Below are 26206 nucleotides of genomic sequence, written 5' to 3'. Positions count from 1 at the left end.
GTTTACTCTCAGATTTTTCGGCAAATAACAATTGTTAGTCATTGATAATTCAAAGCCTAATACACCACCCCTAAGTGGCGGCTAGCACAACTCTGACACATTCTTTTCTCGAACATATGACCTGCATTATTGTAAGTAAAACAATAATCACAAAATTTAAAATACTTACTACGCAACACCTTTGCGTATTCAACTTCTATTTTACAATCTAAAGGTAGCTCCTTGAATGTAATCCATTCAGAAATCGGAGTATGAGGCCCAGACCACTTAATAGTTAACACCTTAATCACTATTGAATCAGCAGTTCTGATCACGCATATCTGATCTCTAATCTCTCCGTATATGCCAGATATATCGATTCTTCCCCTTGAAAAATGTTGTTGGCTTCGTTCAATTAAGAGGGGGATCACCGTTTCTCGCCAAAACTCTGGACTCACGACAATGGCACAATCACTGTTTTTCGTTACATATTTAGAAAGAGCGACATCACCACAAGAGTCAATTGATTTACCCGTGTAATTTTCAAAGGCCCAAGCGATGCGGTTACGGAGTTCTTCCGACTCTTCTGGAACAGAGTCATTCCCTAGAAAATCGCGCAATTGGTCCCATAGGTACAAATCACCACACTGACCCCAATGCTCTGGAGGAGACTCCATAATTCCACGATATGTTAAATAACCTCTTGGTGATAGAGGGGGTGGTGTTAATAAATCTTCATCAAAATACACTTTATTCTGCTCCGGTGGTTAGAGGATTTATTTGATATTCTTTTACTGTTTCCAAGTTATTTAACTCTCAGATTTATTTGCCAACTGACGGTTGTTAGATGAATCTTTGACCCATGTTCTTTTTAAAAGAATATGATCATTTACGCTTCGCTTTCTTTGCTAGCTTGCGCTTACGCTTGTTCTTGAGTTTTTCTGCTGCGTCTTTTTGCATTTTTCCCTGAGAGGTGAAGCCAATTTTCTTCAATACCGCTTTACCCTCTGCACTGTTCACGAAGCGGCGGGCCTCTGCATGCCCAGCATCTGCGGCTTCTTTTAACAAAGTAGGAATGGACTTGGGCGTTTTCACTCCCTCACGGACCTTAAACTTCTCTGCTGCAACAACAAGCGCTTGTTTTACGATGGAGTATTTAACATCAGCGGCTTCTAACTCATTCGCCGCCTGTTTTAATGCCTTGTGATAGATATCCAGCATCTGATCATAACAAGCGGCATCATGTGCAATTTGTTTAAATAGACGTAGCTCTACGTCTAAATAAGTTGGCATGCACTCATAAGCCTCGATCATTTTCTTTTGTGCACTTTGTGTGTCCGCCACTTTGTTAGTGACAAGATCCACATAAGATTGAAAGAATGAAATCGCAGGTGCGCGACGCGCTTGCCCTGAAACCAATGCAGAGCGCAATGCCTTAAGAGACTCATCGGTTTGCTCGGTTTCATTCGCCTCAAGCTTGAGCATGACATCGGCCGTAAATGCTTCAGGTAAGCGGTGTTCAAGAGCGCGTTCCAGCCAATACGTTTTTTCATCGCCGGTTTTAAATGCGGCACTCAACACGAACGAAAGCGCAGGGTGGTAGCCTTGTTCGGCAGCTTGGTGAATATAGCTTTCCCCGAGCTTAGGTTCTTCACGCTCAATAAGGAATGAACCAAACTCAAACGCGGCCTCCCCTTGCTCATCCTCTTTTAGCGCCAGCTTAAAACATGATTTCGCATTACGCGTCGAATCTTCTTGCAATAACTTATTTGAGTAACATTTTGCCAATAGCAACCAACTTTGAGGGTGTCCTTGACGGTGCGTTTTCTCTAGCCAGTAACTCAGATCTGCTTGCTTATCGAGGTATTGCTCTTTTTGCCACCAGCGTGACTCACCCGTTTGATTGTTCATTTCTAGCAATTCGGTATAGAACTTATTGGCTAGGTAATAACTGGCTTCTTTAGAGCCTTTTAGAGCATCAGCGATGAACTCACTTAGGTCACAATAGGTTGGCTCTTGCCATGTATAAGAGCACTGTGTCGGTGTGCCTAACACCGTTTGCCCTACATAATGAGCTATTTCATAAAGGCTATTCATGTGCTTTTGCATACGCGAGCGAGCAACCGAAAGCTTGGCAACATAAGCGCCATTCACTTCAGTCATATGGACAGAACGGTTCCCATCATGTCGCAACTGGTTCATCTCATCAATCACCCACTCTTCGACACACTGTGATGCTTGAAGCATTTTAATTTTGTTCGAGAGATCACCATGCACTGGCGGACGCAATTTGAAGTGCTTACCTATTTCATGGCATGCAAGTTCAATAAATAGACGCATTTTTACCAAGCTAGATTGCGGATCGGTAAAGTAATAACGCTCAGCTAGCACCGCTTGGTTATACAACTCTTCCAGGCCGTCTTTAAGAAAAGCGAAGTTATCGTTTGTGTTGTTCTCAAAGTGTGGTTGAACTTGCATTTTTAGCGCTCCTTTTTGCTGTCTATGAACACTATACTATTTATATTAGCGACAATTCATATCGCCTAAACGTACAATTTTTCATGGCACGATAATGAGCATACAAATACAACGTTATAAAAAAGTTTTAGAGTCTATTCCCTGTTACCCAGAGCGCATTTCTAGCTTGGACATCAAAGAGCGATTGCAATCTGCGGGGTTATTAAGTGACAAAGCAGATGAAAAGAGCCAACTGCGCACGGTTCAACGTTGTATAAATAGTGTGGTGGCCGATCACGCGAGTATTGAGGTGGATGACACAAGTAGACCATACGTGTACCAAGTCGCAAAAGGACATCGTCATCCCATCAAGCCTGATGGTATGTCTTCGGTGGTCTCTTTACAGATCATAGAGAAAGAAATTAAGTCAATGCTGCCGCCCACGTTACGATCCGATGTCGATTCCATTTTCTCATCACTTAAGCAAGTCAATACCAAACAAACCAAACTTTGGCGTGAACGATTTTGTTATTTCCAAAGTGAATACCCTTTGATCGCTCCAACGGTCGGCAATGAGTTCTTCAAACTTATTGAAGAGGCATTGCTGAATAAGAAAGACATCGCATTTACTTATCAAAAACGAGGGGCTGCTACACCGAGTAATTACACATCTACTCCGCTAGGATTATTCCTTTACGGCAATAGTTTTTATCTGGTTGGGCTAGTTCCTGGCACACTTGATGACTTTCGTACTTTTGCTCTGCACCGCATCCATAGCCTAAAGCTTGGTTTTAGTAGTACGAAGACATTAAGCCAATTTGATGTTCGAGAGTATGTACAGAAGAACGCACGCCACTTTTCTGGAGGAGAAATGCAAAAGGTCGTGCTGAAAATCGAAAACTATCATGGCCTACACCTTATCGAAGAAACGTTGCTCTCAGCTGAGCAGAAAATCCTCTCTAATGAAAACGGCTTTACCACGATAGAAGCCGATGTGCGTGACAGTCACACCTTTGAGTGGTGGCTAATGAAGCATGCCAATATCATTGAGGTGATAGCCCCATTAACGCTTCGAGAAAAGATAATTGATAACCTTAAAGCGGGATTAAGCTTGTACGGCATTGAGTGTTGAAATACTCATAATTAACAAAAAATGACAACGTTTAGCCAAGTAGGTTTGGCTAAACGTTTCAACAGTTGTCTTCTGTCACGAATCACGGCAACTGAGTTGCACGTTCCCAATGTTCAATGGTATCTGGAGTGATAGTGCCAATTCGTAGCCCCTCTCGTATGCACACTTGCTGGAAATTTGCTGCAATTTCCTCATTGCTTAACAGGTACAAACTGCGAATCATTCGAGTGATGCGAAGCTGATTATGATTTTTCGGCTTTAACCAATCGTGTGAATGAGGCACGAGTTCATCTCGCACTTCGATACTCAACCCGACTCGCTGTAACCCATAGTAATCAAGCATGAGATCCAAAGAACGAAGATGCGCTTCTCGTAACGCGTGACTATTGATAAAAGCCTGCCTTGATTCAAGGTTCACCAACGGAGTATGCCGATTGAACTTATGCCCATCATCTATCGGAAACAACACTTGGATGAATTTATGATCGTGCTCGAGCCAAAAGTGGGTGAACTGATGGATCTCTGAGATATATCGCCCCAAGCTGTCTGGTGTTGTCCCCGACATAAACGAAGCAATCGGGTCAAGCTGGGTAGGTTCAGTCATTACCATTTCTCTTTTGATATCGTGTTTTGCACTCAAAGTCGTTATTTAAAAGTGTGAAAGATCAAATGTGACCGTTTCTAATCTATCTGAGCACTGTTCCGCCCTTGATGCTGCAGGATCCCAAACGTGTTTTATCACTTGCAATTGGTTTCCCTTAACTTGTGCAGATCGAAAACACGGCACCCACGATTGGCTTAACTTGGTTAACACATTGACCCTTTGCTCGTTTGAGTTGTTAAAGTCAAAATCTACGGCCTGAGTCTCTAACCGATACAAACCAATGTATCCAGAATGGGCTAAAGCGAAAACACCACGCTCCGTTTTACCTAGCACTTTATATTGGAAACGGGAATAACCATCGTCGGGGTTTTCAAAGTACGAAACTACCCCATCTGAAGAGACACTATAATCACGCCCCTCAAAAGCAAGGTTACTCTCTTGGCAACTATCAATAATGACTGAACGGAGAATAATTCCGAACTCCGGAGACTCACTCTCAGAGGTTTGGAGTAAATTGATACATTTAGGGTTGATGATATTGTCATTATGGTGAAAACCATGAACGATGGGACTAAGGGGCTCTTCATCCTGAGCAAATGCGGTGAAGCTAATACTAATCGCCGCCAATGTGATGAGTTTATTCATTTCAATCTCTGTAATACGCCGCCTCAAGATCAGGTCTGAAGCTAGACGTCAATTATGTATGACGAACGATGAATGAAGAAGATTATAGCAATAAGGGCGACAGAAAATGTCGCTTTTCGGAACTTCTTAAGCCTCGTGTTTGAAAATATCATCAAGGACCACCAACAACCGTTTCACTTGTTTTTTTGCAATATTGCCCATAACACCCTCGCTTAAGGTCAAAAATGTATAATCTTCTTGAACCTCATTCTCGCTTAAAAATGGTTATCCGTTCTTTCTATAAAAACCATTGGATACATTGACTTATCGAAGTTACCTCTCGGGTTCAATTCTTAGCAGTGTATAACGATTTCGTTGTAAAAATGGATAGTGGTGCTGGCAGAGATAAGTTAACTATACGTTGGCTTATACGTCTAGGCCGTGGATTTTACTGAGCGACGTGGACGTCTTTGGTAGGTAATATATTGATTTAGATACAAAAAAAGACGTCCTAGGACGTCTTTTCTATAGAATGTGGCGGTGAGTGAGAGATTCGAACTCTCGATACGTTGCCGTATACACACTTTCCAGGCGTGCTCCTTCAGCCACTCGGACAACTCACCGAATCAAATTGTGGTTAGCATCATTGGCTAACGAGGCGCTAATTTAATGATTATGTGCCTGATGGTCAAGGCTAAATATAAAAAAAAGCACCCTTTTTCGTTTGTTTGCTCATTATCTAGCTAAATTGAGCAAAAGTGGGACAATTACGCGCCTTGATAGTAACCCGGCACACGGAACCAACGACGGCACTGATCGAGGAAGTAGCCGTAAAGTACTCCCATGCCACAAGACACCACTGCATTACTAGCGACGGCAGTGATGATTTGCTCCGTTGATGCTCCAACGGCAAATAAGATACCTGCATAAACCGGTGACTGGAACAATACATACGCCACTAAATCAGACACGTTTTTTATAACAGACGAAGGAGATACCTTTTTACCTTGGCGCAGCACCCAATCGCGGAACATGCCGTAAGGCCAAGCAATCGCGATGTTTACTGGAATAGACAATGTACGCGATGCTAGGGACTGTTCAAACGTCATACCCGAAATCAAAATTTCAATAACCATCCCAGTGATAAAACAAAACACCACCATAGCAAAAGTATCCGCTGCAGCATTACGAATACAAAATGGTCCACGCGACTTCATTTACAACCTCTAACATCAAACACCAACATACATGGCAAACAAAAGATAACTTACTACACCATAAGACCTATGTAGTTGTTGAGACTATTAAATCATAAGTTATTCAGTTTAAATAACCATTTTAATTGTTAAGTTGTAAATTAATAACCACATTTAGCCATTAAGATAGAGAATCTCACCAGCACTAGCAAAATCAGCCATAAAACGGCCTAAACTGAAGCTTAAAAACGTAATTTATTTACTTTCCAAATGAGTTAGCCAATGAAAACATGCAGATTGATGGCAGAATATATGGCCATAGTCATTCAAATAAGCACACTTATGCTAACCAGGAGATGAGATTCGGAGAAAACCGGCAGCCTAGATAATTGCAGAGACAGTGAAGCACTAGCTATCAGAGCAAGAGGGGGGATTTCCAAGTGAAGGGCTAATTTACATAAATCTAAACACCCCCTACCCTTTGGAGTCGCATAGGTATATCGATTTATGCCTGATTGATTGGTAAGATAAGCGCAATCAACCAATCCATTAACAAATGGTATTTTATTTTGAAACTACAAGATATTCTTTCTCTTCCAGAGCTTGACGGAAAACTACTAAACCTGGCGAAAACTCAGGGCTTCGTGACAGCGATGGCGTCAGCACCAAACGTATTGATGCCTCAAGAGTGGCTACCATTTCTGTGGGGCGGAGAAGAAACTGCGCCATTTTCTGATGGCGAGCAACTAGAACAATACATTGATGAGATCGTACAAATGTGGAACCAGGCACGTCCTGCGCTTCTTGACGGGTCTTGGCAGTGGCCTGAAGGTTGTACTTTGGATGAGCAAGACATTATTTCTGCAACCACTCGTGATTTCTGCGAGGGTGTGCTTCAAGGTTGGCAACTTGCTCGTGATGATTGGGAAACACTGATGCCGGAAGACAGCGAAGACAACGCGTTGCTTGGGGGGGTTCTTCTTTCTCTGACCATGCTTTACGATCCAGAAACCACCATCGCGGCACTTGCAGAACAAGGCATAGAAGGTTTGGAGCAATTTGAAGAGATCTTCAATGCAGTACCAATGATGCTTAGCGGTCTGACTCAGCGTGGTGTGACGCTCGCTGAAGATCAATAATCACAACTAAAAAGCTCTCCTAGGCCTAGGAGAGCTTTTTTTGATCACGTTGAAATAAATGTGGAACGTAACACGCCATACCTTGCTTCACTAACCAACGGCCAACAGGTTGGCAACGATATGCATTATTTGTCTTTGTTCATGTCTGTCCAAGAGAAATCTTCAATACGCTCGTCTGCAATGTAAAACAACTTGGTATTGGCTGGTACTGCTGCCTCTAGATCAGGGTTGAGTTCGATACCATTTCCAAGATCAACCGCAATCAATGTGGCTTGATGACGCTGCTTAATAAATCCGAAGATCGTTTCTACGCTTGTCGGTGGTTGGTTTTCTGGATAAATCACTGAGTATTGCGTCATTCCTCGGGTCGAGGCTAACAGTTCTTGATGCAGCGCACTCGAGCCAGGGTCGACCGCCGCTTTTGCCAACATCTCTGCACCAACGGCGGGGATACACTCGGCTTTCGGACAATGCTGACTGAGCAATCGGCCTAGCGCTTCGTCTTTGAAGTAGGCGAGCAAGTGTGCGTCAGGATTCACGGAGGCACAATACAAAGCGGCCGAGAGGGTAATATCATCACTTAGGTTATCAACAATGATACAGTTGGCACTGGTGATGTTAGCGTTCTTCATCTCCTGCGCATCGGTGTAACTGTTCACCTTGATAAAACCAATCTCACCCGGTAATGGGTTTTCTATGTCTGAGCGGCTGCATAACACGATTGGGCGCTTGCCTTCCTCTTCATGCTGCAACATACGGATAAGGTGCATGGTACGTGCGCCATTCCAACCCAATAATACGATATGATTTTCCACTTTTACTCTCCGTTTACCCAATATCCCTGCTCGCCAATAATCAATCGCCCCTCCTGCTACTCGCCCTAAAATAGCAGCGAATAAACTCAAACCACCCGGGATAATAAACAACACGACTACCCACTTGCCAATATCAGTGACCGGTGAATGGTCACCATAACCCACCGTTGAAGCGGTGACCATTAAGTAGTAGATGAAGTTTGCGAAGTTATCCGTCAGTGCGCGCTCTCCAGCAAGAGCCAACAACAACCATGAGATGGTAATATAAGCGCCACTGATGACGAGAAGGTTTCGGTTGCTCAATTTGAAAAAATGGGTGCTTAACCACTTTTTCAGTACTAGCCACACTGCCATACGTTTCCGATTCCTTTCTAATTGCGATAACTAAATACTAACCCATTGATTGTAAGAAACAAAAAAACCAGCCATATTCGGCTGGTTTTTGAGATTTAACTTAACAATTTACAAATGCTTAAGCGTTGCCTTTCACTTGCATGTTGAGCTGCTCAGCGAAATCTAGCATACGGTTCAGTGGGATAAGCGATTTCACACGTAGTGCTTCATCCACGAAAATCTCATGCTCTTCACCACCTTCACTCAACGCTTTTTCAATTGCTTTAAGGCCGTTCATCGCCATCCAAGGACAGTGTGCACAGCTACGACATGTCGCACCTGCACCTGCAGTTGGTGCTTCAATCAATTCTTTTTCTGGAACAAGCTGCTGCATCTTAAAGAAGATGCCTTTGTCGGTTGCAACGATCATTTGCTGATGAGGCAACGCTTTCGCTGCTTTGATGAGTTGACTCGTCGAGCCCACAGCATCGGCAAGCTCAACCACACTAGCAGGGGACTCAGGGTGCACTAGTATTGCGGCGTCTGGATAAACGCTCTTCATCTTACGCAGCGCATCAGCCGAAAACTCATCGTGAACCACACACTCACCTTGCCATAGCAACATGTCTGCGCCAGTTTTGTTCGCAATATACGAGCCTAGGTGACGGTCAGGGCCCCAAATGATTGGTTTATCTGCTGCATCTAGGTGTTCAACGATTTCAAGAGCGATACTTGACGTTACGACCCAGTCAGCACGAGCTTTAACAGCCGCAGAAGTATTGGCGTATACAACAACGGTATGGTCAGGGTGCGCATCACAGAATTCGCTGAACTTGTCCGCCGGGCAACCAAGATCAAGTGAACATTCTGCATCTAATGTTGGCATTAGAATGTGTTTTTCAGGTGTTAAGATCTTTGCAGACTCGCCCATAAAGCGAACGCCAGCGATGATTAATGTGCTTGCTGGATGACGATTACCAAATTTCGCCATCTCTAACGAATCGCCAACAAAACCGCCCGTTTCCTCCGCCAATGCTTGGATCTCAGGATCGGTGTAGTAGTGCGCGATAAGTACCGCATCTTTCTCTTTAAGCAGTTTCTTAATACGCTCAATGTAAAACGTTTTTTCTTCTTCGCTTAATGGAATTGGTTTTGGTGGGAATGGGTAAACGGTATCAATTTTGTCTAGTATATGGCTCATTGCTCTTGCTCTACGCAACTTCCTTTAATCCGTACATTGTAACCTTGTTAATTTTTAAAAACCAACCCGTTACAAGAATTTCTGTCACCCTAACCTTATATCTTTGTTAGACATAACAATTCTTCCATTTACGGAAGGAACAGGGATCACAAGGTAACCCAACTAAGCAAAAAAGAGAGCGTAAGCTCTCTTTTTTATCAATACTATTTCAGCTTTGAACTGGCGACTTTGGCTGAAGCACTGCCAGCGTATTCGTCCACCACTTGCTGGTAGTATTTCTTCGCCTGCTCTGCATTGTTGTTACGTTCTGCGATATCGCCCAACTTAACTAATGCATCTGCACGTTTGTTTGAGTCTTTGTAAGAGACCACAGCGGCAAAGCTTTTTACCGCATCTTTATCTTGCTTCTTAGCAAAGTACAACTGGCCAAGCCAGTAGTGAGAGTTTGCTGAGTAAGTGGAATCCGGGTAGTCCTTTTGGAACTGTGTGAACGCTGCAATCGCACCCGCGTAGTCACGCTTTTTAAGAATAAGATCGACCGCGTTTTGATAAGCCGTTTGTTCATCGGCGTTCGATGTATACTTACCAACGGTTTCTGCTGGTTTACTCGGTTCCACTGGCGCAGTTTTCATTTCACCACGCAGGCGATCAAGCTCCACAAACAACTCACGTTGACGTTGCAACATTTGCTGCATTTCGTAGCTATTGCGCTCTAACTGACCACGAAGATCACTGATCTCTTGTGACATTTGGTCAATTTGCTCTTGCATTTGAAGCTGAACGCGGTTGCGATTTTGCAGCAAGCGCTCTAAACGCTCGATATCGGTTTCGGAAGAAGATCGAGTAGATAATGATGATGTGCTGTTGAGATCTGATACTGGGGCCGGTGCAGCGAACGCGAAGTTCGCTGCACTTGCCAGCAACGTAAGCGTAACAGCGCGCTTAGTGTTACTGAACATGAGGTTTACCTCGAATTAGTATACTAGGACCGCACGACGGTTCTTAGCGTAAACATCTTCAGATTGACCTAGAAGAAGTGGCTTCTCTTCACCGTAGCTAACGATAGCGATTTGATCAGCTTGAACACCTAGCGCTTGTAGGTAGTTTGCAACAGCTTGTGCACGACGCTCGCCTAGTGCGATGTTGTACTCAGGGGTACCGCGCTCATCGGCATGACCTTCGATAGTTACTTTAAGTGCTGGGTTCTTGCTTAGGTAAGAAGCATGAGCCGCTAGCATCTCTTCATAATCGCCGGCAATGGTAGAGTTATCAAATGCGAAGTAGATAGTTTGAGTTTCACGTAGCGCTTGCTCTTTAAGTTCTTGCTCCGTAAGTTGACCATTTGGATCGATCGGAGTCACTACTGTCGTTTCTGTACTACCAGTGTTAGTTGCTGCACCAGTACTTGAAGCTGCGTCATCGCTTGAGCTACACGCAGTCATAGCCATTACAGGAATCGCGATTAGTAGTCCTTTGAGAACTTTGTTCAGTTGCATCTTATTTTCCTTCATTAAAAATCAAACTTGTTACTACAAAAACGGTGACCATGCTGGCGCTCTCACGCGCCCATTTGTTGCTGGTAATCTCGCTTTAAATCGACCATCAATTGACACCATCGATAGTACGTTTTTCTTATTGTAAATCGAGCTATAAATAACCATGCCACCATTTGGGGCAATACTCGGTGACTCATCAAGCAACGTTTTTGTTAATACCTCAAGCGCGCCTGTTTCCAAATCTTGTTTTGCCAAATTGAAACCTGAGTCACTGCGATTCACCATGACGAGGAATCGGCCATCTGGTGTAATTTGACCACCTAAGTTTTGACTGCCTTGCCACGTCAAACGGCTAGTCGAACCGCTGTCCAAATTTACTTGATAAATCTGTGGTTTACCACCCCTATCCGATGTGAAAATTAACGATTTACCATCAGGATACCAGAAAGGTTCGGTATTATTTGATCTGCCACTCGTAATTTGCGTCAACTTGCGAGTTTTTAGATCCAATGTGTACACCTGTAATGACCCCGTCTTTGACAGAACCAAAGCTAATTGGCTGCCGTCCGGCGAAAATCTTGGTGCGCCATTATGGCGAGGGTATGACGTTATTTTTTCACGTTCGCCAGTGTAAATGTTCATGATGAAAATTTCCGCCTGCCCATTCTGGAAGCTCACATAAGCAAGTTTTTGACCATCTGGCGACCATGCTGGCGACATCAGTGGCTGTTTAGAACGCAGCACCAAACGCTCGTTGTAACCGTCATAATCAGCAACACGCAATTGGTAAGGGAAGCGATCTTTATCGTCCACGACCACGTAAGCGATACGTGTCATAAACGCACCACGCTCACCGGTTAGCTGTTCATACACTAGGTCGGAAATACGATGAGCATACTCTCGCATACGCGGGCCTTCAAGGGTGGCCACCTTGTTGAACAACACGTGATCTTTAGACAGCACTAACTCACCATCCCCGCCTAACGCTTTGCTTTGTCCGCCTGTTAACTGACCACGCACAACGTCCACAAGCTGGTAATTCACCACGTAGTTACCTTGCTCATTTTTCGCAATTGATCCCGTCAGTAGCGCGTCAACACCTAAGTTTGTCCATGCATCAAAGTTCACCTCCGATTCATTAAACGGTGTCTGTGGCATTTTGTTCGTCGGTACTGGGCTGAATTTACCGCTACGTTGTAAATCGGAAGCAATTACAGCAGAAATATCGGTTGGAAGTGGTTCACTGCCTTCCCATTTAAATGGAACAACAGCAATGGGGCGTGCTGAATCAATACCATCGGTAATCACCAGCTCTAATGCAGCGTGAGCTACACTCGTAAGACTGCCAAGCAGTACAAACATTCCTAGTAAAAGGCGTTTAATCACGTCTCAGTTCCTTTTAGTCCAAAGCAACAGTTAAGTTGATATCTTTTAGTCTTTCATTGACCGCATCTTCTGACGATTTAGGGAAAGTCCCTACCTGCGCAATCGCACTTTTCGCCGCGGCACATACGCGAGAGTCGCCACCTAACACGGTAATGCCCGCCACCATCATGTCTGTTCCTGTAGGGATCAGTCTGATGTTTACCCTACACTCTTTTCCCAACAGGTAGTCATCCTTAATCAACCTTTGCTGAATATTTTGAGTATAGATAGATGACATGCGAGAGAGCTCATCGTCAATAAAACGGTTACGTGCGGCACTGTTTTGACTCGCCTCACTTTCAAGGCCAGAAAAAATATCGTTCAGCGCCGCTTCTTGCTCTTTGCGTTCTCGTTCTAAGCGTTCAAGACGCTCTTTTTCTTTGCGTGCTTTCTCAGCAGCCTCTTTGGCTGCCTTTTCTTTCGCGATGCGTTCTTGCTCGGCTTTTGCTGCAGCTTCACGTTCACGTTTCGCTTTCTCTTCCGCTTCTTTCGCGGCTTTTTCACGTGTAACACGCTCCTGCTCGGCTTTCGCTATCGCCGCTTCTTTGGCTAAACGCTCCTGCTCCGCTTTACGCACTGCCTCTTCTTTGGCTTTACGTTCGTTTTCCGCTTTTGCAGCTCGCACTTTCTCTTTACGAGTCCGTTCTTCTTCTGCCTTGCGTTCTTGTTCTTTCTTCTTGCGAGCAACTTCGGCTTCACGAGCGGCTTGCGCATCTTTTGCTTGCTGCTCTTTAAGCTTACGAATCTGTTCTTCTTCTGCTTTACGATTTTTTTCAAGCTGCTCAGCTTCGCGTCTTAGTTTATCAAGACGGTCTTGCTCCTTTTTGACCGCCTTTTCGCGTTGCTGACGAATCTCCTTCGCTTGTTGCTGAACAAGTTTTGGATCAATCACGATGGCCTGAACCATCTGTCCTGTAGGCTCAGGCTTAGACATGGTAAAGTCTGTCCCCCAAAGCAGAGCCACAACAAGAATCGCATGCAAACCAACCGATATTGCTATCGGTTTGGCGTATTCTTTGGATTTCTTCTTGTTATCTTTCATAGATATTCGATGTCTATTCTCTGATATCAGTCATCAGACCCACTTTAGGAATGCCAGCACGACTTAACTCATCTAGTAGAATGACCACGTCGGCATACGGAGTTGCCGCATCACCACCAACTGCAACGGGAGAATCAGGCTTGATAGAACGTTCAGCTTTCACATGCACAATCACATCTTGCAATGACAGACCACGTTGCATCTCTTCATCATTCACGCTTAGGCCTAAATTACCGTCACGATCAATTTCAATAATGATGAAGCTACTGTCTGTATCACCTGCGAGTTCTTGCATGGATTCAGCGGTGGATGTTTTTGGAAGATCAACATCCACCCCTTGAGTGACAAATGGTGCGGTCGCCATGAAAATGATCAGCAATACAAGCATAACGTCGATATATGGAACAACGTTGATTTCTGCTGTCATTTTGCGCTTTTTAGGTTGGTAACCCGCCATGACTTATTCCTTACTTGCGCTGTCTCGACCCGCCATTGCTTGACGGTGCAAAATGCTGTGGAATTCTTCAGAGAAAGTGGCGTAGGTGTGCTCAAGTTTGCTCACTTTGTTGCTTAATCGGTTGTAAGCCATCACGGCAGGAATCGCGGCAAACAGGCCCATTGCTGTCGCGATAAGTGCTTCTGCGATACCTGGTGCAACCATCGAAAGGGTCGCTTGCTTTACCTCACCTAACGCGATAAATGCGTGCATGATCCCCCACACCGTACCAAACAGGCCGATGTATGGGCTGATAGAACCCACTGTTGCCAGAAAAGGCAAACTGGTCTCCAGTTCATCAACTTCACGAGCAACCGCAACACGCATTGCACGACCGGTGCCTTCCATGATGTAAGCAGGAGAGTTTGCGTTACTCTTACGTAAGCGGGCAAACTCAGTGAATCCTGCGTAGAAGATTTCTTCTGTCCCTTCAATGTCGTCTTTACGACCTTTCACTTTTTGATATAACTGAGAAAGGTCAGTGCCCGACCAAAACTTATCTTCAAACGACTCCGCACTTTTCGATGCCTGAGACAGTACTTTGCTGCGCTTAATGATCATTGCCCATGATGCGATTGACATACCTAGTAGGGTTAGCATCACAAGCTTTACCAACAGACTGGCCTGAAGAAAGAGGTCTAAAATGGAAATATCAGCAGTCACTATTTGTTAGCTCCGAATTTATCAATGATGGAATAGCTATTGGCTTCATTTTCTTATTATCGATACATGCTACCTTAACAATTGCCTTGCACAATGTTTTGCCTTCATCATTGACTAACTCTTGACAGAATTGCAGGGACGCACGTTTTATTTCTGACACTCGGGTTAGAACGGTCAAATGCTCGTCTAATCTAGCCCCTTGGTTGAAATCGATATCCATGTGTCGGACAACAAAGCCTATGTTTTGTTCCAATAACACATGTTGAGAAATGCCTTTTGCACGCAACATTTCAGTGCGTGCACGTTCAAAGAATTTTAAATAATTTGAGTGATATACAACGCCACCCGCATCGGTATCTTCATAATACACGGTGATCGGCCAGCGGAAGGGATTTGTTGTGCCTAGCAAGGGAGTTCCAATACATTCAATTCTTTAAAGCAATCACTATAACTGAAGCGGCCATAATTGGTACTAAGCTAATAGAATATTTTTGATTTTTGTAGAAAAAATAAAAGCCAAGCGAAGCGCTTGGCTTTTGTTCGATGATTTAGTAACCAACTGCATTGTTGAGTGTAACGTCTACATGAAATACAGTGCAGTCAGATAAATTAAGATAGCGAGTGAAAAATATGGGCTAAACAACACTTGCCAGTACCATTTTTTCGGCTTGAAGCCCACCCCATACACCATGCTTGAGCACATTGCCCAAATCATTGCCGGAACGATCACTGCGTTAAAGCCACCAATTGCTCGATGGTAAGCATCAGGATCCCACATCACCAATCCTACGTGCATCAAACCGAGGATTAGAGATAAGACTCTCAAGGGAGTCTTATCCATTGGGGCGTGTAACTTTGCTACCTTGTCAGCGAGATTACTCACTGTCTTCATCCATCATTTCTGTGTGCTCTAACCAAAGAGCATTGATGATACCGAATGCACAAGCAAGTAGTACACCTAGAATCCACGCGAAATACCACATAGTCAATGCCCCTTAGTAAAGTGAGTTTTTGTTTTCTTCAATGAACTTGTCATCAAGGCGACCAAACATCTTGTAGTAAGTCCAAGACGTGTAAGCAAGGATGATTGGAACCATGACAAACGCAACACCTGTCATTAGGTTTAACGTCAATTCCGATGATGTTGCATCCCACATCGTTAAGCTGTGGCTTGGTACAAGATCCGACGGCATGATGAATGGGAACATTGCAAAACCAGCAGTAAAGATGACACCGGCGTTACCAAGGCTTGAAGTCAAGAACGCCAAACCACACTTTTCTAGACGTGATGCCAACACAGCCAGCAGCGGCATTGCCATGCCTAATACCGGCGCAGCCCACAGTAGAGGGTAATTTTCAAAGTTCTTCATCCACGCACCTGCCTCACGAATCACTTCTTTATTCAGAGGGTTTGATGGTGCCGCTGTATCGATGCCACCCACAATTACGTAACCGTCGATATTTTGGATCCAGAAACCAGCCACAACAAAAGCAACCACTGTTAGTAGACCAGTAAGCTGAGCTACGTTACGAGCACGTGTGTGTACTTCGCCAGTGGTCTTCATTTGTAGCCAAGTCGCACCTTGCATCAGGATCATGAACAAGCTAACTAGACCACATAGCAGTGCAAATGGGTTTAGTAGGCCAAAGAATGAACCGTGGTACGTTGGCATCAGGAAATCGTTCAACTGGAATGGTACACCTTGTAGAAGATTACCAAACGCCACACCAAAGATGATTGGTGGAACGAAGCCACTGATTGAGATACAAATATCCCAAGTATTACGCCATTTTTTGTCTTCAATTTTTGAACGGTAGTCCAAACCAATTGGACGTAGCCAAAGTGCAGCCAGAGTGAGGATCATCGCTAGGTAGAAACCTGAGAACGATGTCGCGTAAACCAAAGGCCAAGCGGCGAACAATGCACCACCAGCGGTGATAAGCCAAACTTGGTTACCATCCCAGTGCGGAGCAATTGAGTTAATCATGACACGACGTTGCGTGTCGTTTTTGCCGATAATAGGTACAAGCGCGCCCACACCCATATCGAAACCATCTGTAATTGCAAAACCAACTAGTAGAACACCGATCAGTACCCACCAGATGAGTCGCAAGATTTCGTAATCAAACATCTTGTTATCTCCTTGCTTTACGCTTCTACTTGGCGGCTAACTTTGTCTTCAACAGAGTCAGCATTTTGCTCGAAGTGGTAGCGGCCTGTTTTTAGGCTACTTGGACCTTTACGTGCGAATTTCACCATTAGGTATACTTCTGCAATCAGGAATACCGTGTAAAGCGCTAGAATTGCAAATAGTGACGTCCAGATTTGAGCCGCGGTCAGTGCTGACGCCGCGACGTAAACTGGCAGGATTTCACCTACAGCCCACGGCTGACGACCGTATTCTGCAACAAACCAACCTGCTTCAATAGCAATCCAAGGTAGTGGAATACTGAATAGTGCGGCTTTAAGAACCCATTGTTTCTGTTCGATTTTCTGACGACATGTTTGAACGAATGCCGCACCAAATACGAATAGCATGATGAAGCCACACGCCACCATGATGCGGAACGACCAGAATAGAGGCCATACTGTCGGAATAGAATCATCCGCCGCAGCTTGGATTTGATCTTCAGTCGCATCAACAACATTGTCAGTGTAACGTTTTAGAAGTAGACCGTAACCTAGATCACCTTTCACTTCATCAAACGCTGTCATGTTCGCTTCAGACTTGTCGCCCGCACGCAGTTTCTCTAATAGCTCATACGCATACATACCAGTACGGATACGATCTACGTGGTCATCACGTAGCTCACGCAGGCCTGTTACTTGCTCATCGAATGAACGTGTCGCGATAATGCCCATTACGTAAGGGATCTTGATAGCGTAGTCCGTTTCCATTGTCTCTTGGTTTGGTAAACCAAACAGAGTAAACGCCGCCGGTGCTGGTTCTGTGTGCCATTCAGCTTCTACTGCCGCCAGTTTCACTTTTTGAACTTCACCAAGCTCGTAGCCTGATTCATCACCAAGGACGATGGTAGACAAGATTGCTGCCATACCAAAAGATGCAGCAATAGCAAATGAACGACGCGCGAATGCGATATCACGACCTTTAATTAGGTAGTATGAGCTAATACCAAGGATAAACATTGCACCACAGGTATAACCTGATGCCACAGTGTGAACAAATTTCACCTGTGCCACTGGGTTTAGCACCACGTCAGCAAAGCTCACCATTTCCATACGCATGGTTTCAAAATTGAACTCCGCACCCACTGGGTTTTGCATCCAACCGTTAGCGATAAGAATCCAAAGTGCAGAGAAGTTAGAGCCCAACGCAACCAGCCAGGTTACCGCCAAGTGCTGACGTTTAGATAGACGATCCCACCCGAAGAAGAATAGACCAACAAAAGTGGACTCCAGGAAGAAAGCGACCAAAGCTTCGATCGCCAGTGGCGCACCGAAGATGTCCCCTACATAGTGGGAGTAGTAAGACCAGTTCGTACCAAACTGGAATTCCATGGTAAGGCCAGTAGCCACACCAAGGGCAAAGTTAATACCAAAAAGCTTACCCCAGAACTTGGTCATGTCCTTGTAGATTTGCTTGTTCGTCATTACGTACATCGATTCCATAATGGCCAAAAGAAAGGCCATACCAAGGGTCAATGGTACGAATAGGAAGTGATACATCGCTGTCAGTGCAAACTGCAACCGCGATAGATCAACTACGTCAATCATGGTAACTCCTATGTGTCGGCTGAATGACACTCTCTACATATTGCAATCTATTTCCAGGTGTTATCCACACTTGAAAAGTGTTGAAATATCACAGCAAGTTGTTGCAAAAATGTGCTTCATTGGTTAGTTAATTGTTAAGCATCAGCTAATATAGCTAAGGCTAATATTACTTGTAAAAACAGATTGTTTCAAAAGGTTTATGGCGAGAAACCGCTTTGATGTGCATCAATATTTATGTGTCGAATTTGAACAAAAAACCATCACAATGATGCAGATCAAACGATATTTAGAGGACATGTTACGGATGAGTAATAAAGAGTAGAAATAACCAGGCTTTGAGGAACAGGGCATTAACAAGCTGCGAACTTTTCTTACCTATAACGCATGAAATAAAATACAACAAATGAGATATAGATCAAAATTTATCAAAGACTGAGCGCGTAACGCTCAGTTGTGAAATCTTATTTTTCAATTCCGAAATGAAGATAAGCTCGATCCGTCGCTATTCGTCCGCGAGGGGTTCGTTGCAAATAGCCCTGTTGGATAAGATATGGCTCAAGTACATCTTCAATAGTGTCTTTCTCTTCACCAATTGCCGCGGCCATGTTATCTAGGCCAACAGGCCCACCGCCAAACTTCTCCATGATGGCTAACAGCAGTTTGCGGTCCATATAATCAAACCCTTTTGCGTCGACATCCAACATGTTTAGCGCTTTATCGGCGGTATCAGCACAAATATGACCGTTGCCTTTTACCTCTGCATAGTCGCGTACGCGACGTAATAGGCGGTTTGCAATACGAGGCGTACCACGAGCACGGCGAGCCACTTCCAGAGCGCCCTCCGATTCCATAGAAAGACCAAGGCAGTTTGCACTGCGTTGAACGATATCTTGCAGATCGTTCACTTTGTAATATTCAAGGCGCTGTGTAATACCAAAACGATCACGCAATGGGGACGTTAGTGAGCCTGCACGAGTTGTCGCACCGATTAAAGTAAAAGGTGGCAAATCAATTTTAATTGAACGAGCGGCTGGCCCCTCCCCAATCATGATGTCTAACTGATAGTCCTCCATTGCTGGATACAATACCTCTTCAACCATTGGGCTAAGACGGTGGATCTCATCAATGAACAACACATCGTTTTCTTCAAGGTTCGTTAGCAGCGCAGCTAAGTCCCCGGCTTTTTCTAATACAGGACCAGAAGTGGTTCGAATGTTCACTTCCATCTCATTGGCAACGATGTTCGCAAGCGTGGTTTTACCCAAACCTGGAGGACCAAAAATCAAAAGGTGGTCGAGCGCTTCATTTCGCAGTTGAGCGGCTTTGATGAAAATTTCCATCTGAGCGCGCACGTGGTCCTGACCTTGGTAATCCGCCAGCTTTTTAGGACGAATCGCACGGTCAATGACATCTTCATCACGAAACGAAGGATTTTCTGGCGCAATTAAACGATCGGCTTCAATCATATTGTTCCCTTGGACTTTCCGTTACACCATTGACTTTAGTGCGTCACGGATCAGTTGCTCACTGGTCATATCCGGTTTCGCGATCTGAGAAACCACTTTCGATGCTTGAGTCGGCTTGTAGCCTAGAGCAAGAAGCGCACTGATCGCCTCCTCTTCTGCATTATTCGACATCGCACCAGAGTCTGCAGGCGCTGCATCCGTAAATGGCGTAAACAAGTCACCGGCACCCCAGCCTTTCAGGCGATCTTTCATTTCAACCACAAGGCGTTCTGCAGTTTTCTTACCGACACCAGGTAATTTCACCAGTGTAGAAATATCTTCACGCTCAACACACGATACAAACTGAGTTGCCGTCATGCCAGAAAGGATACCTAGACCTAGTTTAGGACCTACGCCGTTCGCTTTGATTACTTCACGGAAAAGTGCACGCTCTTTCACTGTGTTGAAACCGTAAAGCAATTGTGCGTCTTCACGCACAACAAAGTGAGTATAAATAATGGCTTCTTCGCCGACATTTGGCAGTTCGTAGAAACAGCTCATTGGCATCTGAACTTCATAACCAATGCCATTAACTTCAATTAAAACTTCAGGTGGTTGCTTTTCAAGCAGAGTGCCGCGAAGACGTCCAATCACTATAAATACTCTTTGGAAATGAATTTGCGACAGGATAATAAAGAACTGGATAGACATCCAGTTCTTTGTGCGGTGAATGGGTGTTTTTTGAGAGAAGGGAAGGTTGTAAAACCGTTGCGTGTGAGGCTGCGAAAGATGCTAATTTATCGATAGCGCCCTCTTCTCGCACTGGAGGCTTTACCAGCAAGGGCAACTAAGGTTTTATTGGTATTGGCATGACAAATCGCCACACCCAATGCATCTGCGGCATCGGCTTGTGGTTTAGCAGGCAGTTTTAACATGTGCTGAACCATATGCTGAACTTGTGTTTTATCTGCTCCACCAGTGCCCACCACGGCCTGTTTAATCAGTCTCGCGGCGTATTCATACACCGGAAGATCAGCGTTAACCGCCGCCACGATGGCACTACCACGCGCTTGCCCAAGCTTAAGTGCAGAATCCGCATTCTTAGACATAAACACCTGTTCAATGGCAAACACATCTGGCTGAAATTGAGTAATGATCTCTGTGACACCTGCGTAGATTTGTTTCAGACGGCCAGGTAATTCTTTTTCAGACATACGAATACAACCGCTGCCCAAATATTGAAGGTGTCGGCCATTTTGGCGAATAACACCATAACCTGTGATACGGGAGCCCGGGTCAATTCCAAGAATGATTGACATGTAAATTCCTATTTAGAAACTATTCCCAAAGGACTTCAAGAGGCAGGATACTTAGCTTTGTCACTGAGTCTGGGATCTCGAGGTTACTTCGGGGGATCTCTTTCACTTAAACAAAAACTCCCGCGGGTGCGGGAGTTTTCTTTATTTATTCGATCGCATGACCTAAATCAGTGCTTATTCAGCGTCTTTCTTTGCCGCCGTTACTGCTATCGCCAGCTCTTCAAGAGCGGCTGGATTTGCAAGGCTTGGAGCGTCAGTAAGTAAACACGCCGCTGCTGTTGTTTTAGGGAAAGCAATAACATCACGGATATTATCAGTACCACATAGCAGCATCACTAGGCGGTCTAGACCGAATGCAAGACCTGCGTGTGGAGGCGTACCAAATTTCAGTGCGTCTAATAGGAAGCCAAACTTCAGTTTTTGCTCGTCTGCATCGATACCTAGAATATCAAATACTGCAGCTTGCATTTCTGCGTTATGAATACGTACTGAACCACCGCCCACTTCGTAGCCGTTGATAACCATATCGTACGCATTTGAATTTGCTGATGCAGGGTTCGCTTTCAACTCTTCTGCGGTTAGGCCAAGAGGAGAAGTAAACGGGTGGTGCATCGCATGTAGGTTACCTTCGTCGTCTTCTTCAAACATTGGGAAGTCAACAACCCATAGCGGTTTCCAAGCAGACTTGTCAGTTAGCTCAAGGTCAGTACCTAACTTAAGACGCAGTGCGCCCATCGCTTCAGTCACAACGCGTTTGCTATCAGCACCGAATAGGATGATATCGCCAGTTTCAGCCTGTGTACGCTCAAGTAGCTGCGCCACTACTTCTTCGTTTAGAAATTTAGCCACTGGAGACTGGACACCTTCAAAGCCGGCTGCACGGTCGTTTACTTTCATCCATGCTAGGCCTTTCGCGCCGTAGATACCAACGAAGTTCGTGTACTCATCGATTTGCTTACGAGACAGTGCAGCCCCGCCTGGTACGCGGATCACGGCTACGCGACCTTTTTCATCGTTTGCAGGACCTGAGAATACTTTAAAATCAACATCTTTTAGGATGTCTGCCACGTCAACCAGCTCAAGTGGGTTGCGTAGGTCTGGCTTGTCACTGCCGAAACGACGTGCCGCTTCTTCAAATGACATCACTGGAAATTCGCCCAGATCAACATTTAATAGCTCTTGCCACATTTCACGGATCATCTGCTCCGTTTTTTCACGTACTTGATCAGCCGTCATGAATGACGTTTCGATATCGATCTGAGTGAATTCAGGTTGGCGGTCAGCACGCAGGTCTTCATCACGGAAACACTTAACGATTTGGTAGTAACGATCAAAACCAGACATCATTAGCAGCTGTTTGAATAGCTGTGGTGACTGAGGAAGCGCGTAGAAGCTGCCTTTGTGAACACGGCTTGGTACTAGGTAGTCACGAGCCCCTTCTGGTGTCGCTTTCGTTAGTACAGGAGTTTCGATATCTAGGAAGCCGTTGTCATCTAGGAAACGACGAACAAAGCTAGACGCTTTAGCACGTAGCTTGATGCGGTCGCTCATTTCTGGGCGACGTAGGTCTAAGTAACGGTACTTCAGACGTTGCTCTTCAGAGTTCTTTTGGTTGAAGTCCAGAGGCAGAACGTCAGAGCGGTTAATGATTTCAAGACCTTTCGCAAGGATCTCAACTTCACCCGTTGTCATGTCTTTGTTTACTTGGCTTTCTGGACGAACGCGAACTTCACCAGTTAATTTGATACAGAATTCATTACGAAGTGTGTTAGCCACCTCATACGCATCTGCCATATCTGGATCAACAACTACCTGAACGATACCTTCGCGATCTCGCATATCGATAAAAATAAGACCGCCTAAATCACGACGACGGTTAACCCAGCCGCAAAGTTCTACAGTTTGTCCTGCAAGGGACTTGTTCAGGTGACCACAGTAATGGGTACGCATAATGAAATTCCCAATCTCTCAAATATTGTTAACTACGCTCTGTCAGCCTCATTGCCAAGCAGAGTAAAGATTTATTTATACGCTGAAAGCCTATGAAAATCGACCACTCAACATACAATTAATTGTGTTTTATCATTCACTGGTGCTTTTTAGTACAACAAATGTTCAAAACCACACCAAAACGAAAAAATTGCTGATGATTATAGCGTGAAAATACCTATTTCAGCAAAACTCTCGTAAAGTATCTTTCATCAGAAAAAGAGAAGATGAGCCATGGACATTTTACCCCTTCGACTTGGGCTGACCATGTGGTCGCACAACCAGTGGCAACAAAGCTTTTATGGCCGTGGAACGAAACCTGCTGAACGTTTAGAAAAATACGCACAGGTATTTCATACGGTGGAAGGCAACACCACCTTTTACGCCACACCAACGAGCAATACGGTGCTGAACTGGAAAGCCGCTACTCATGACAATTTTAAGTTCACATTCAAGCTTCCAAAGGCCATTACTCACGAGCAAATGCTAATTGGCTGTGACGAGCAATTGCGAGACTTCATGAAGATGATGGAGCCGCTGCATGAGCGTGTTGGTCAGTGGACGATTCAACTGCCTGCTGCATTTGGACCAGAGCATCTCGGGCGGCTAAAAAAGTTCTGTTCCCGTTTCTCGCCAAACTTTCCACTCGGGGTTGAAGTTCGCAACATGGCGTTTTTCTCCAAGGGAGAAGAGGAACGAGAACTCAACCAATGGTTAGTAGAAAACGGTATTGACCGTATCATCATGGACAGTCGCCCCGTTTTTGCTGCAGAGCCTACCTCTGAAGCCGTCATTGATGCACACCAAAACAAACCTCGTGTTCCTGTCCATGCCATCGCAACGGCTAAGCATCCGATGATTCGCTTTATTGGGCACCCAGATATCGATGATAACTTGCGCTTTTTCGAACCTTGGCTAAAGAAGTTACCCATGTGGGTTGAACAAGGCATTCAGCCTTATTTAATGATCCACACGCCAGATAACGTACTGGCACCAGAACTTGCCGAAAAACTGTATAAACAGCTACAACTTAAGCTCTCGCTGCCGAATTTGACTGTATTCCCAGCGAATGATGGCAACTCGCAAATACAGATGTTTTAGATACGCTGATAATTAAGCAAATGACAGAGGCGCGAATTTCCCATAAAATACGCGCCTTTTTTGATGCCTGACGTTTCAGGCGGCTTGTATGCAGAGATTTGGTTATGAACCCTAAGAGCAATCCAGATACTATTTTTTCGGCTCCAATCGATAAAATTGGGGATTTCACGTTCGATGAACGCGTAGCGGAAGTGTTTCCTGACATGATTCAGCGATCGGTGCCGGGCTATAGCAATATTATTTCTGCAATCGGTATGTTGGCTGAACGTTTTGTTAAACCGCATTCAACTATATACGATTTAGGCTGTTCTTTAGGCGCAGCTACGCTTTCTATGCGTCGTCATATCAAACAAGAAGGTTGCCAAATCATCGCGGTAGACAACTCGCCTGCAATGGTTGAGCGCTGTAAGCTTCACGTAAACGCATACCGCAGTGACACACCAGTCAACGTCGTAGAAGCCGATATTCGTAATATCGAAATCGAAAATGCTTCCGTTGTGGTACTTAACTTCACACTTCAGTTTCTTTCACCAGAAGACCGCTATGCGTTGTTAGAAAAAATCTACGCAGGTCTGCGTCCTGGCGGCATTTTAATTTTGTCGGAAAAGTACGTATTTGAAGATGAAGTGTCGAATGAACTATTGATCGACCTACACCACGATTTCAAACGTGCAAATGGCTACAGCGAGCTAGAAATCAGTCAAAAGCGCAGCGCGATTGAAAATGTGATGCGCCCAGACTCAAAGAAAGACCACAAAGAGCGTTTTGCGAAAATTGGTTTCTCTAGCTATGACGTTTGGTTCCAATGCTTTAACTTTGGCTCAATGTTCGCTATCAAATAGGCCATTTCGCCTGTAAGAAAGATACGATTCATTACTTTTATATCATCAACTCAGCGATTAACTAACTATGTTTAACTTTGCAAATTTCTACCAATTCATTGCCCAAGACACACGTCTTCAACCTTGGTTGAATGTGTTACCACAGCAGCTGACGGACTGGCAAAATGCAGAGCACGGTGACTTTGGTCGCTGGTTGAAAGCACTGAACAAAATCCCAGCGGGCCAGCCAGAGCATGTGGATATCACAAGCTCCGTTACCATTTCAAACAACGAGCCAATGCACACGGGTGAACTGAAAAAGCTCGAAAGCTTACTGCGCACCTTCCACCCTTGGCGTAAAGGTCCATATCATGTTCACGGTATTCATATTGATACTGAATGGCGCAGTGACTGGAAATGGGACCGCGTGCTTCCGCATATTTCACCACTGAAGAATCGCAGTGTTCTTGATGTCGGTTGCGGTAATGGCTACCACATGTGGCGCATGTTAGGTGAAGGTGCTCGTCTTACTGTCGGTATCGATCCTTCTCACCTGTTCCTAATCCAGTTCGAAGCGATTCGTAAACTGATGGGCGATGACCAACGTGCACACCTACTGCCATTGGGCATTGAACAGCTACCGAAGTTAGAAGCCTTCGACACGGTATTTAGCATGGGCGTGCTTTACCACCGCCGCTCTCCACTGGATCACTTAGTCCAACTAAAAGATCAGTTGGTATCTGGTGGTGAACTCGTGCTAGAAACACTTGTCATTGAAGGTGACGAGAACGCCGTTCTTGTTCCAACCTCTCGTTATGCGCAAATGCGTAACGTGTACTTCTTCCCTTCAGCGAAAGCTTTGAAAGTATGGCTAGAGCTGGTTGGCTTTGAAGATGTCCGCATCGTGGACGAGAACGTCACTTCGGTTGACGAACAACGCACAACGGATTGGATGACACACAATTCACTTCCAGATTACTTAGATCCTAACGATCCAACTAAAACCGTTGAAGGTTACCCTGCACCACGCCGTGCGGTGCTTGTGGCAACTAAGCCATAAATAATTGAGATTTCTGACAGTGTCTTAACTCACTCCCGCCTTTAAGACATTACCCTCTTTTTGAATCATATAAAGGATGCGAACAGCATCCTTTGTTTTTTTAGCTTTTCGTCACTAATCCTCACTCTTTGAG

At 44.8% G+C, this 26206-nt stretch carries 27 protein-coding genes and 1 tRNA gene; 5 read left to right on the top strand and 23 right to left on the bottom strand.

Features of this window, described 5'->3' with window-relative positions:
- Positions 1–56 precede the first annotated feature (56 nt).
- Both AK965_RS05435 and AK965_RS05430 read right to left on the bottom strand, forming a co-directional pair.
- Positions 57–728, bottom strand: a complete 672-nt coding sequence (locus AK965_RS05435) for a hypothetical protein (protein WP_143699933.1) — start codon at positions 726–728, stop codon at positions 57–59.
- Positions 729–864: 136 nt separating this feature from the next.
- A complete protein-coding gene (locus tag AK965_RS05430) occupies positions 865–2457 on the bottom strand; it encodes a DUF4145 domain-containing protein (protein WP_099078654.1) in 1593 nt (530 codons plus the stop codon).
- Between the two features lie 94 nt (positions 2458–2551).
- On the opposite strand from AK965_RS05430, the gene AK965_RS05425 reads away from it, so the two are divergent.
- On the top strand, positions 2552–3568 hold the full coding sequence (locus AK965_RS05425) for a YafY family protein (RefSeq protein ID WP_099078653.1): 1017 nt from the start codon (positions 2552–2554) through the stop codon (positions 3566–3568).
- 82 nt (positions 3569–3650) lie between these two features.
- On the opposite strand, the gene AK965_RS05420 is transcribed toward AK965_RS05425, so the two are convergent.
- From AK965_RS05420 to AK965_RS05405, 4 genes are all read right to left on the bottom strand, one after another.
- Entirely contained in the window at positions 3651–4172 is a 522-nt protein-coding gene (locus AK965_RS05420; RefSeq protein WP_172438073.1) for an opioid growth factor receptor-related protein, read from the bottom strand.
- A 45-nt stretch (positions 4173–4217) separates the two neighbouring features.
- Positions 4218–4817 carry a hypothetical protein gene (locus tag AK965_RS05415; RefSeq protein ID WP_099078651.1) on the bottom strand — a complete coding sequence of 200 codons (600 nt, stop codon included), beginning with the start codon at positions 4815–4817 and terminating at the stop codon, positions 4218–4220.
- A 514-nt stretch (positions 4818–5331) separates the two neighbouring features.
- A tRNA-Ser gene (locus AK965_RS05410) sits at positions 5332–5419 on the bottom strand.
- A gap of 144 nt (positions 5420–5563) precedes the next feature.
- Complete coding sequence (locus AK965_RS05405) at positions 5564–6013, bottom strand: L-alanine exporter AlaE (RefSeq protein ID WP_099078650.1); 450 nt, start codon at positions 6011–6013, stop codon at positions 5564–5566.
- Between the two features lie 548 nt (positions 6014–6561).
- On the opposite strand from AK965_RS05405, the gene AK965_RS05400 reads away from it, so the two are divergent.
- Positions 6562–7131, top strand: a complete 570-nt coding sequence (locus AK965_RS05400) for a YecA family protein (protein ID WP_253252662.1) — start codon at positions 6562–6564, stop codon at positions 7129–7131.
- A 125-nt stretch (positions 7132–7256) separates the two neighbouring features.
- On the opposite strand, the gene AK965_RS05395 is transcribed toward AK965_RS05400, so the two are convergent.
- From AK965_RS05395 to aspS, 17 genes are all read right to left on the bottom strand, one after another.
- Positions 7257–8300, bottom strand: a complete 1044-nt coding sequence (locus tag AK965_RS05395; RefSeq protein ID WP_099078649.1) for a potassium channel family protein — start codon at positions 8298–8300, stop codon at positions 7257–7259.
- A gap of 118 nt (positions 8301–8418) precedes the next feature.
- Complete coding sequence (gene nadA / locus AK965_RS05390; RefSeq protein ID WP_099078648.1) at positions 8419–9480, bottom strand: quinolinate synthase NadA; 1062 nt, start codon at positions 9478–9480, stop codon at positions 8419–8421.
- A 203-nt stretch (positions 9481–9683) separates the two neighbouring features.
- Positions 9684–10439, bottom strand: coding sequence for a tol-pal system protein YbgF (ybgF, locus tag AK965_RS05385; RefSeq protein WP_099078647.1), 756 nt, complete (start codon positions 10437–10439; stop codon positions 9684–9686).
- 15 nt (positions 10440–10454) lie between these two features.
- Positions 10455–10976 carry a peptidoglycan-associated lipoprotein Pal gene (gene pal, locus AK965_RS05380; protein WP_099078646.1) on the bottom strand — a complete coding sequence of 174 codons (522 nt, stop codon included), beginning with the start codon at positions 10974–10976 and terminating at the stop codon, positions 10455–10457.
- A gap of 33 nt (positions 10977–11009) precedes the next feature.
- Positions 11010–12362: a Tol-Pal system beta propeller repeat protein TolB gene (tolB, locus tag AK965_RS05375; protein ID WP_099078645.1), complete on the bottom strand. Its 1353-nt coding sequence runs from the start codon at positions 12360–12362 to the stop codon at positions 11010–11012.
- Between the two features lie 13 nt (positions 12363–12375).
- On the bottom strand, positions 12376–13443 hold the full coding sequence (tolA, locus tag AK965_RS05370) for a cell envelope integrity protein TolA (protein WP_099078644.1): 1068 nt from the start codon (positions 13441–13443) through the stop codon (positions 12376–12378).
- Positions 13444–13456: 13 nt separating this feature from the next.
- On the bottom strand, positions 13457–13900 hold the full coding sequence (gene tolR / locus AK965_RS05365; protein ID WP_099078643.1) for a protein TolR: 444 nt from the start codon (positions 13898–13900) through the stop codon (positions 13457–13459).
- A 3-nt stretch (positions 13901–13903) separates the two neighbouring features.
- Positions 13904–14602 carry a protein TolQ gene (tolQ, locus tag AK965_RS05360; RefSeq protein ID WP_099078642.1) on the bottom strand — a complete coding sequence of 233 codons (699 nt, stop codon included), beginning with the start codon at positions 14600–14602 and terminating at the stop codon, positions 13904–13906.
- Positions 14592–15011 carry a tol-pal system-associated acyl-CoA thioesterase gene (gene ybgC, locus AK965_RS05355; protein ID WP_099078641.1) on the bottom strand — a complete coding sequence of 140 codons (420 nt, stop codon included), beginning with the start codon at positions 15009–15011 and terminating at the stop codon, positions 14592–14594. Before ybgC ends, tolQ begins: the two co-directional genes overlap by 11 nt.
- A gap of 171 nt (positions 15012–15182) precedes the next feature.
- The gene (ybgE, locus tag AK965_RS05350) at positions 15183–15485 is read right to left on the bottom strand and encodes a cyd operon protein YbgE (protein WP_099078640.1); all 303 of its coding nucleotides are present in this window, start codon (positions 15483–15485) and stop codon (positions 15183–15185) included.
- Positions 15478–15585: a cytochrome bd-I oxidase subunit CydX gene (cydX, locus tag AK965_RS05345; RefSeq protein ID WP_099078639.1), complete on the bottom strand. Its 108-nt coding sequence runs from the start codon at positions 15583–15585 to the stop codon at positions 15478–15480. The genes ybgE and cydX overlap by 8 nt, the downstream gene beginning before the upstream one ends.
- A 12-nt stretch (positions 15586–15597) precedes the next feature.
- A complete protein-coding gene (gene cydB, locus AK965_RS05340; protein WP_099078638.1) occupies positions 15598–16734 on the bottom strand; it encodes a cytochrome d ubiquinol oxidase subunit II in 1137 nt (378 codons plus the stop codon).
- 17 nt (positions 16735–16751) lie between these two features.
- The gene (cydA, locus tag AK965_RS05335; RefSeq protein ID WP_099078637.1) at positions 16752–18338 is read right to left on the bottom strand and encodes a cytochrome ubiquinol oxidase subunit I; all 1587 of its coding nucleotides are present in this window, start codon (positions 18336–18338) and stop codon (positions 16752–16754) included.
- Between the two features lie 461 nt (positions 18339–18799).
- Positions 18800–19804 carry a Holliday junction branch migration DNA helicase RuvB gene (gene ruvB, locus AK965_RS05330; RefSeq protein WP_099078636.1) on the bottom strand — a complete coding sequence of 335 codons (1005 nt, stop codon included), beginning with the start codon at positions 19802–19804 and terminating at the stop codon, positions 18800–18802.
- A gap of 21 nt (positions 19805–19825) precedes the next feature.
- Positions 19826–20437 (bottom strand): Holliday junction branch migration protein RuvA, encoded by a 612-nt coding sequence (gene ruvA, locus AK965_RS05325; protein WP_099078635.1) that lies wholly within the window; start codon positions 20435–20437, stop codon positions 19826–19828.
- 143 nt (positions 20438–20580) lie between these two features.
- Positions 20581–21102, bottom strand: a complete 522-nt coding sequence (gene ruvC, locus AK965_RS05320; RefSeq protein ID WP_099078634.1) for a crossover junction endodeoxyribonuclease RuvC — start codon at positions 21100–21102, stop codon at positions 20581–20583.
- 174 nt (positions 21103–21276) lie between these two features.
- Entirely contained in the window at positions 21277–23052 is a 1776-nt protein-coding gene (gene aspS, locus AK965_RS05315; protein ID WP_099078633.1) for an aspartate--tRNA ligase, read from the bottom strand.
- 273 nt (positions 23053–23325) lie between these two features.
- On the opposite strand from aspS, the gene AK965_RS05310 reads away from it, so the two are divergent.
- From AK965_RS05310 to cmoB, 3 genes are all read left to right on the top strand, one after another.
- A complete protein-coding gene (locus tag AK965_RS05310) occupies positions 23326–24192 on the top strand; it encodes a DUF72 domain-containing protein (RefSeq protein WP_099078632.1) in 867 nt (288 codons plus the stop codon).
- A 104-nt stretch (positions 24193–24296) separates the two neighbouring features.
- Positions 24297–25034, top strand: a complete 738-nt coding sequence (gene cmoA / locus AK965_RS05305) for a carboxy-S-adenosyl-L-methionine synthase CmoA (protein WP_099078631.1) — start codon at positions 24297–24299, stop codon at positions 25032–25034.
- Positions 25035–25101: 67 nt separating this feature from the next.
- On the top strand, positions 25102–26073 hold the full coding sequence (gene cmoB, locus AK965_RS05300) for a tRNA 5-methoxyuridine(34)/uridine 5-oxyacetic acid(34) synthase CmoB (RefSeq protein ID WP_099078630.1): 972 nt from the start codon (positions 25102–25104) through the stop codon (positions 26071–26073).
- Positions 26074–26206: the final 133 nt, after the last annotated feature.

Origin of the sequence: Vibrio sp. PID17_43 (assembly GCF_002608565.1) — a bacterium.
GTDB lineage: Bacteria > Pseudomonadota > Gammaproteobacteria > Enterobacterales > Vibrionaceae > Vibrio.
Note: the sequence above shows the minus strand (reverse complement) of the source record. Positions and strands in the feature narration are given on the sequence as shown.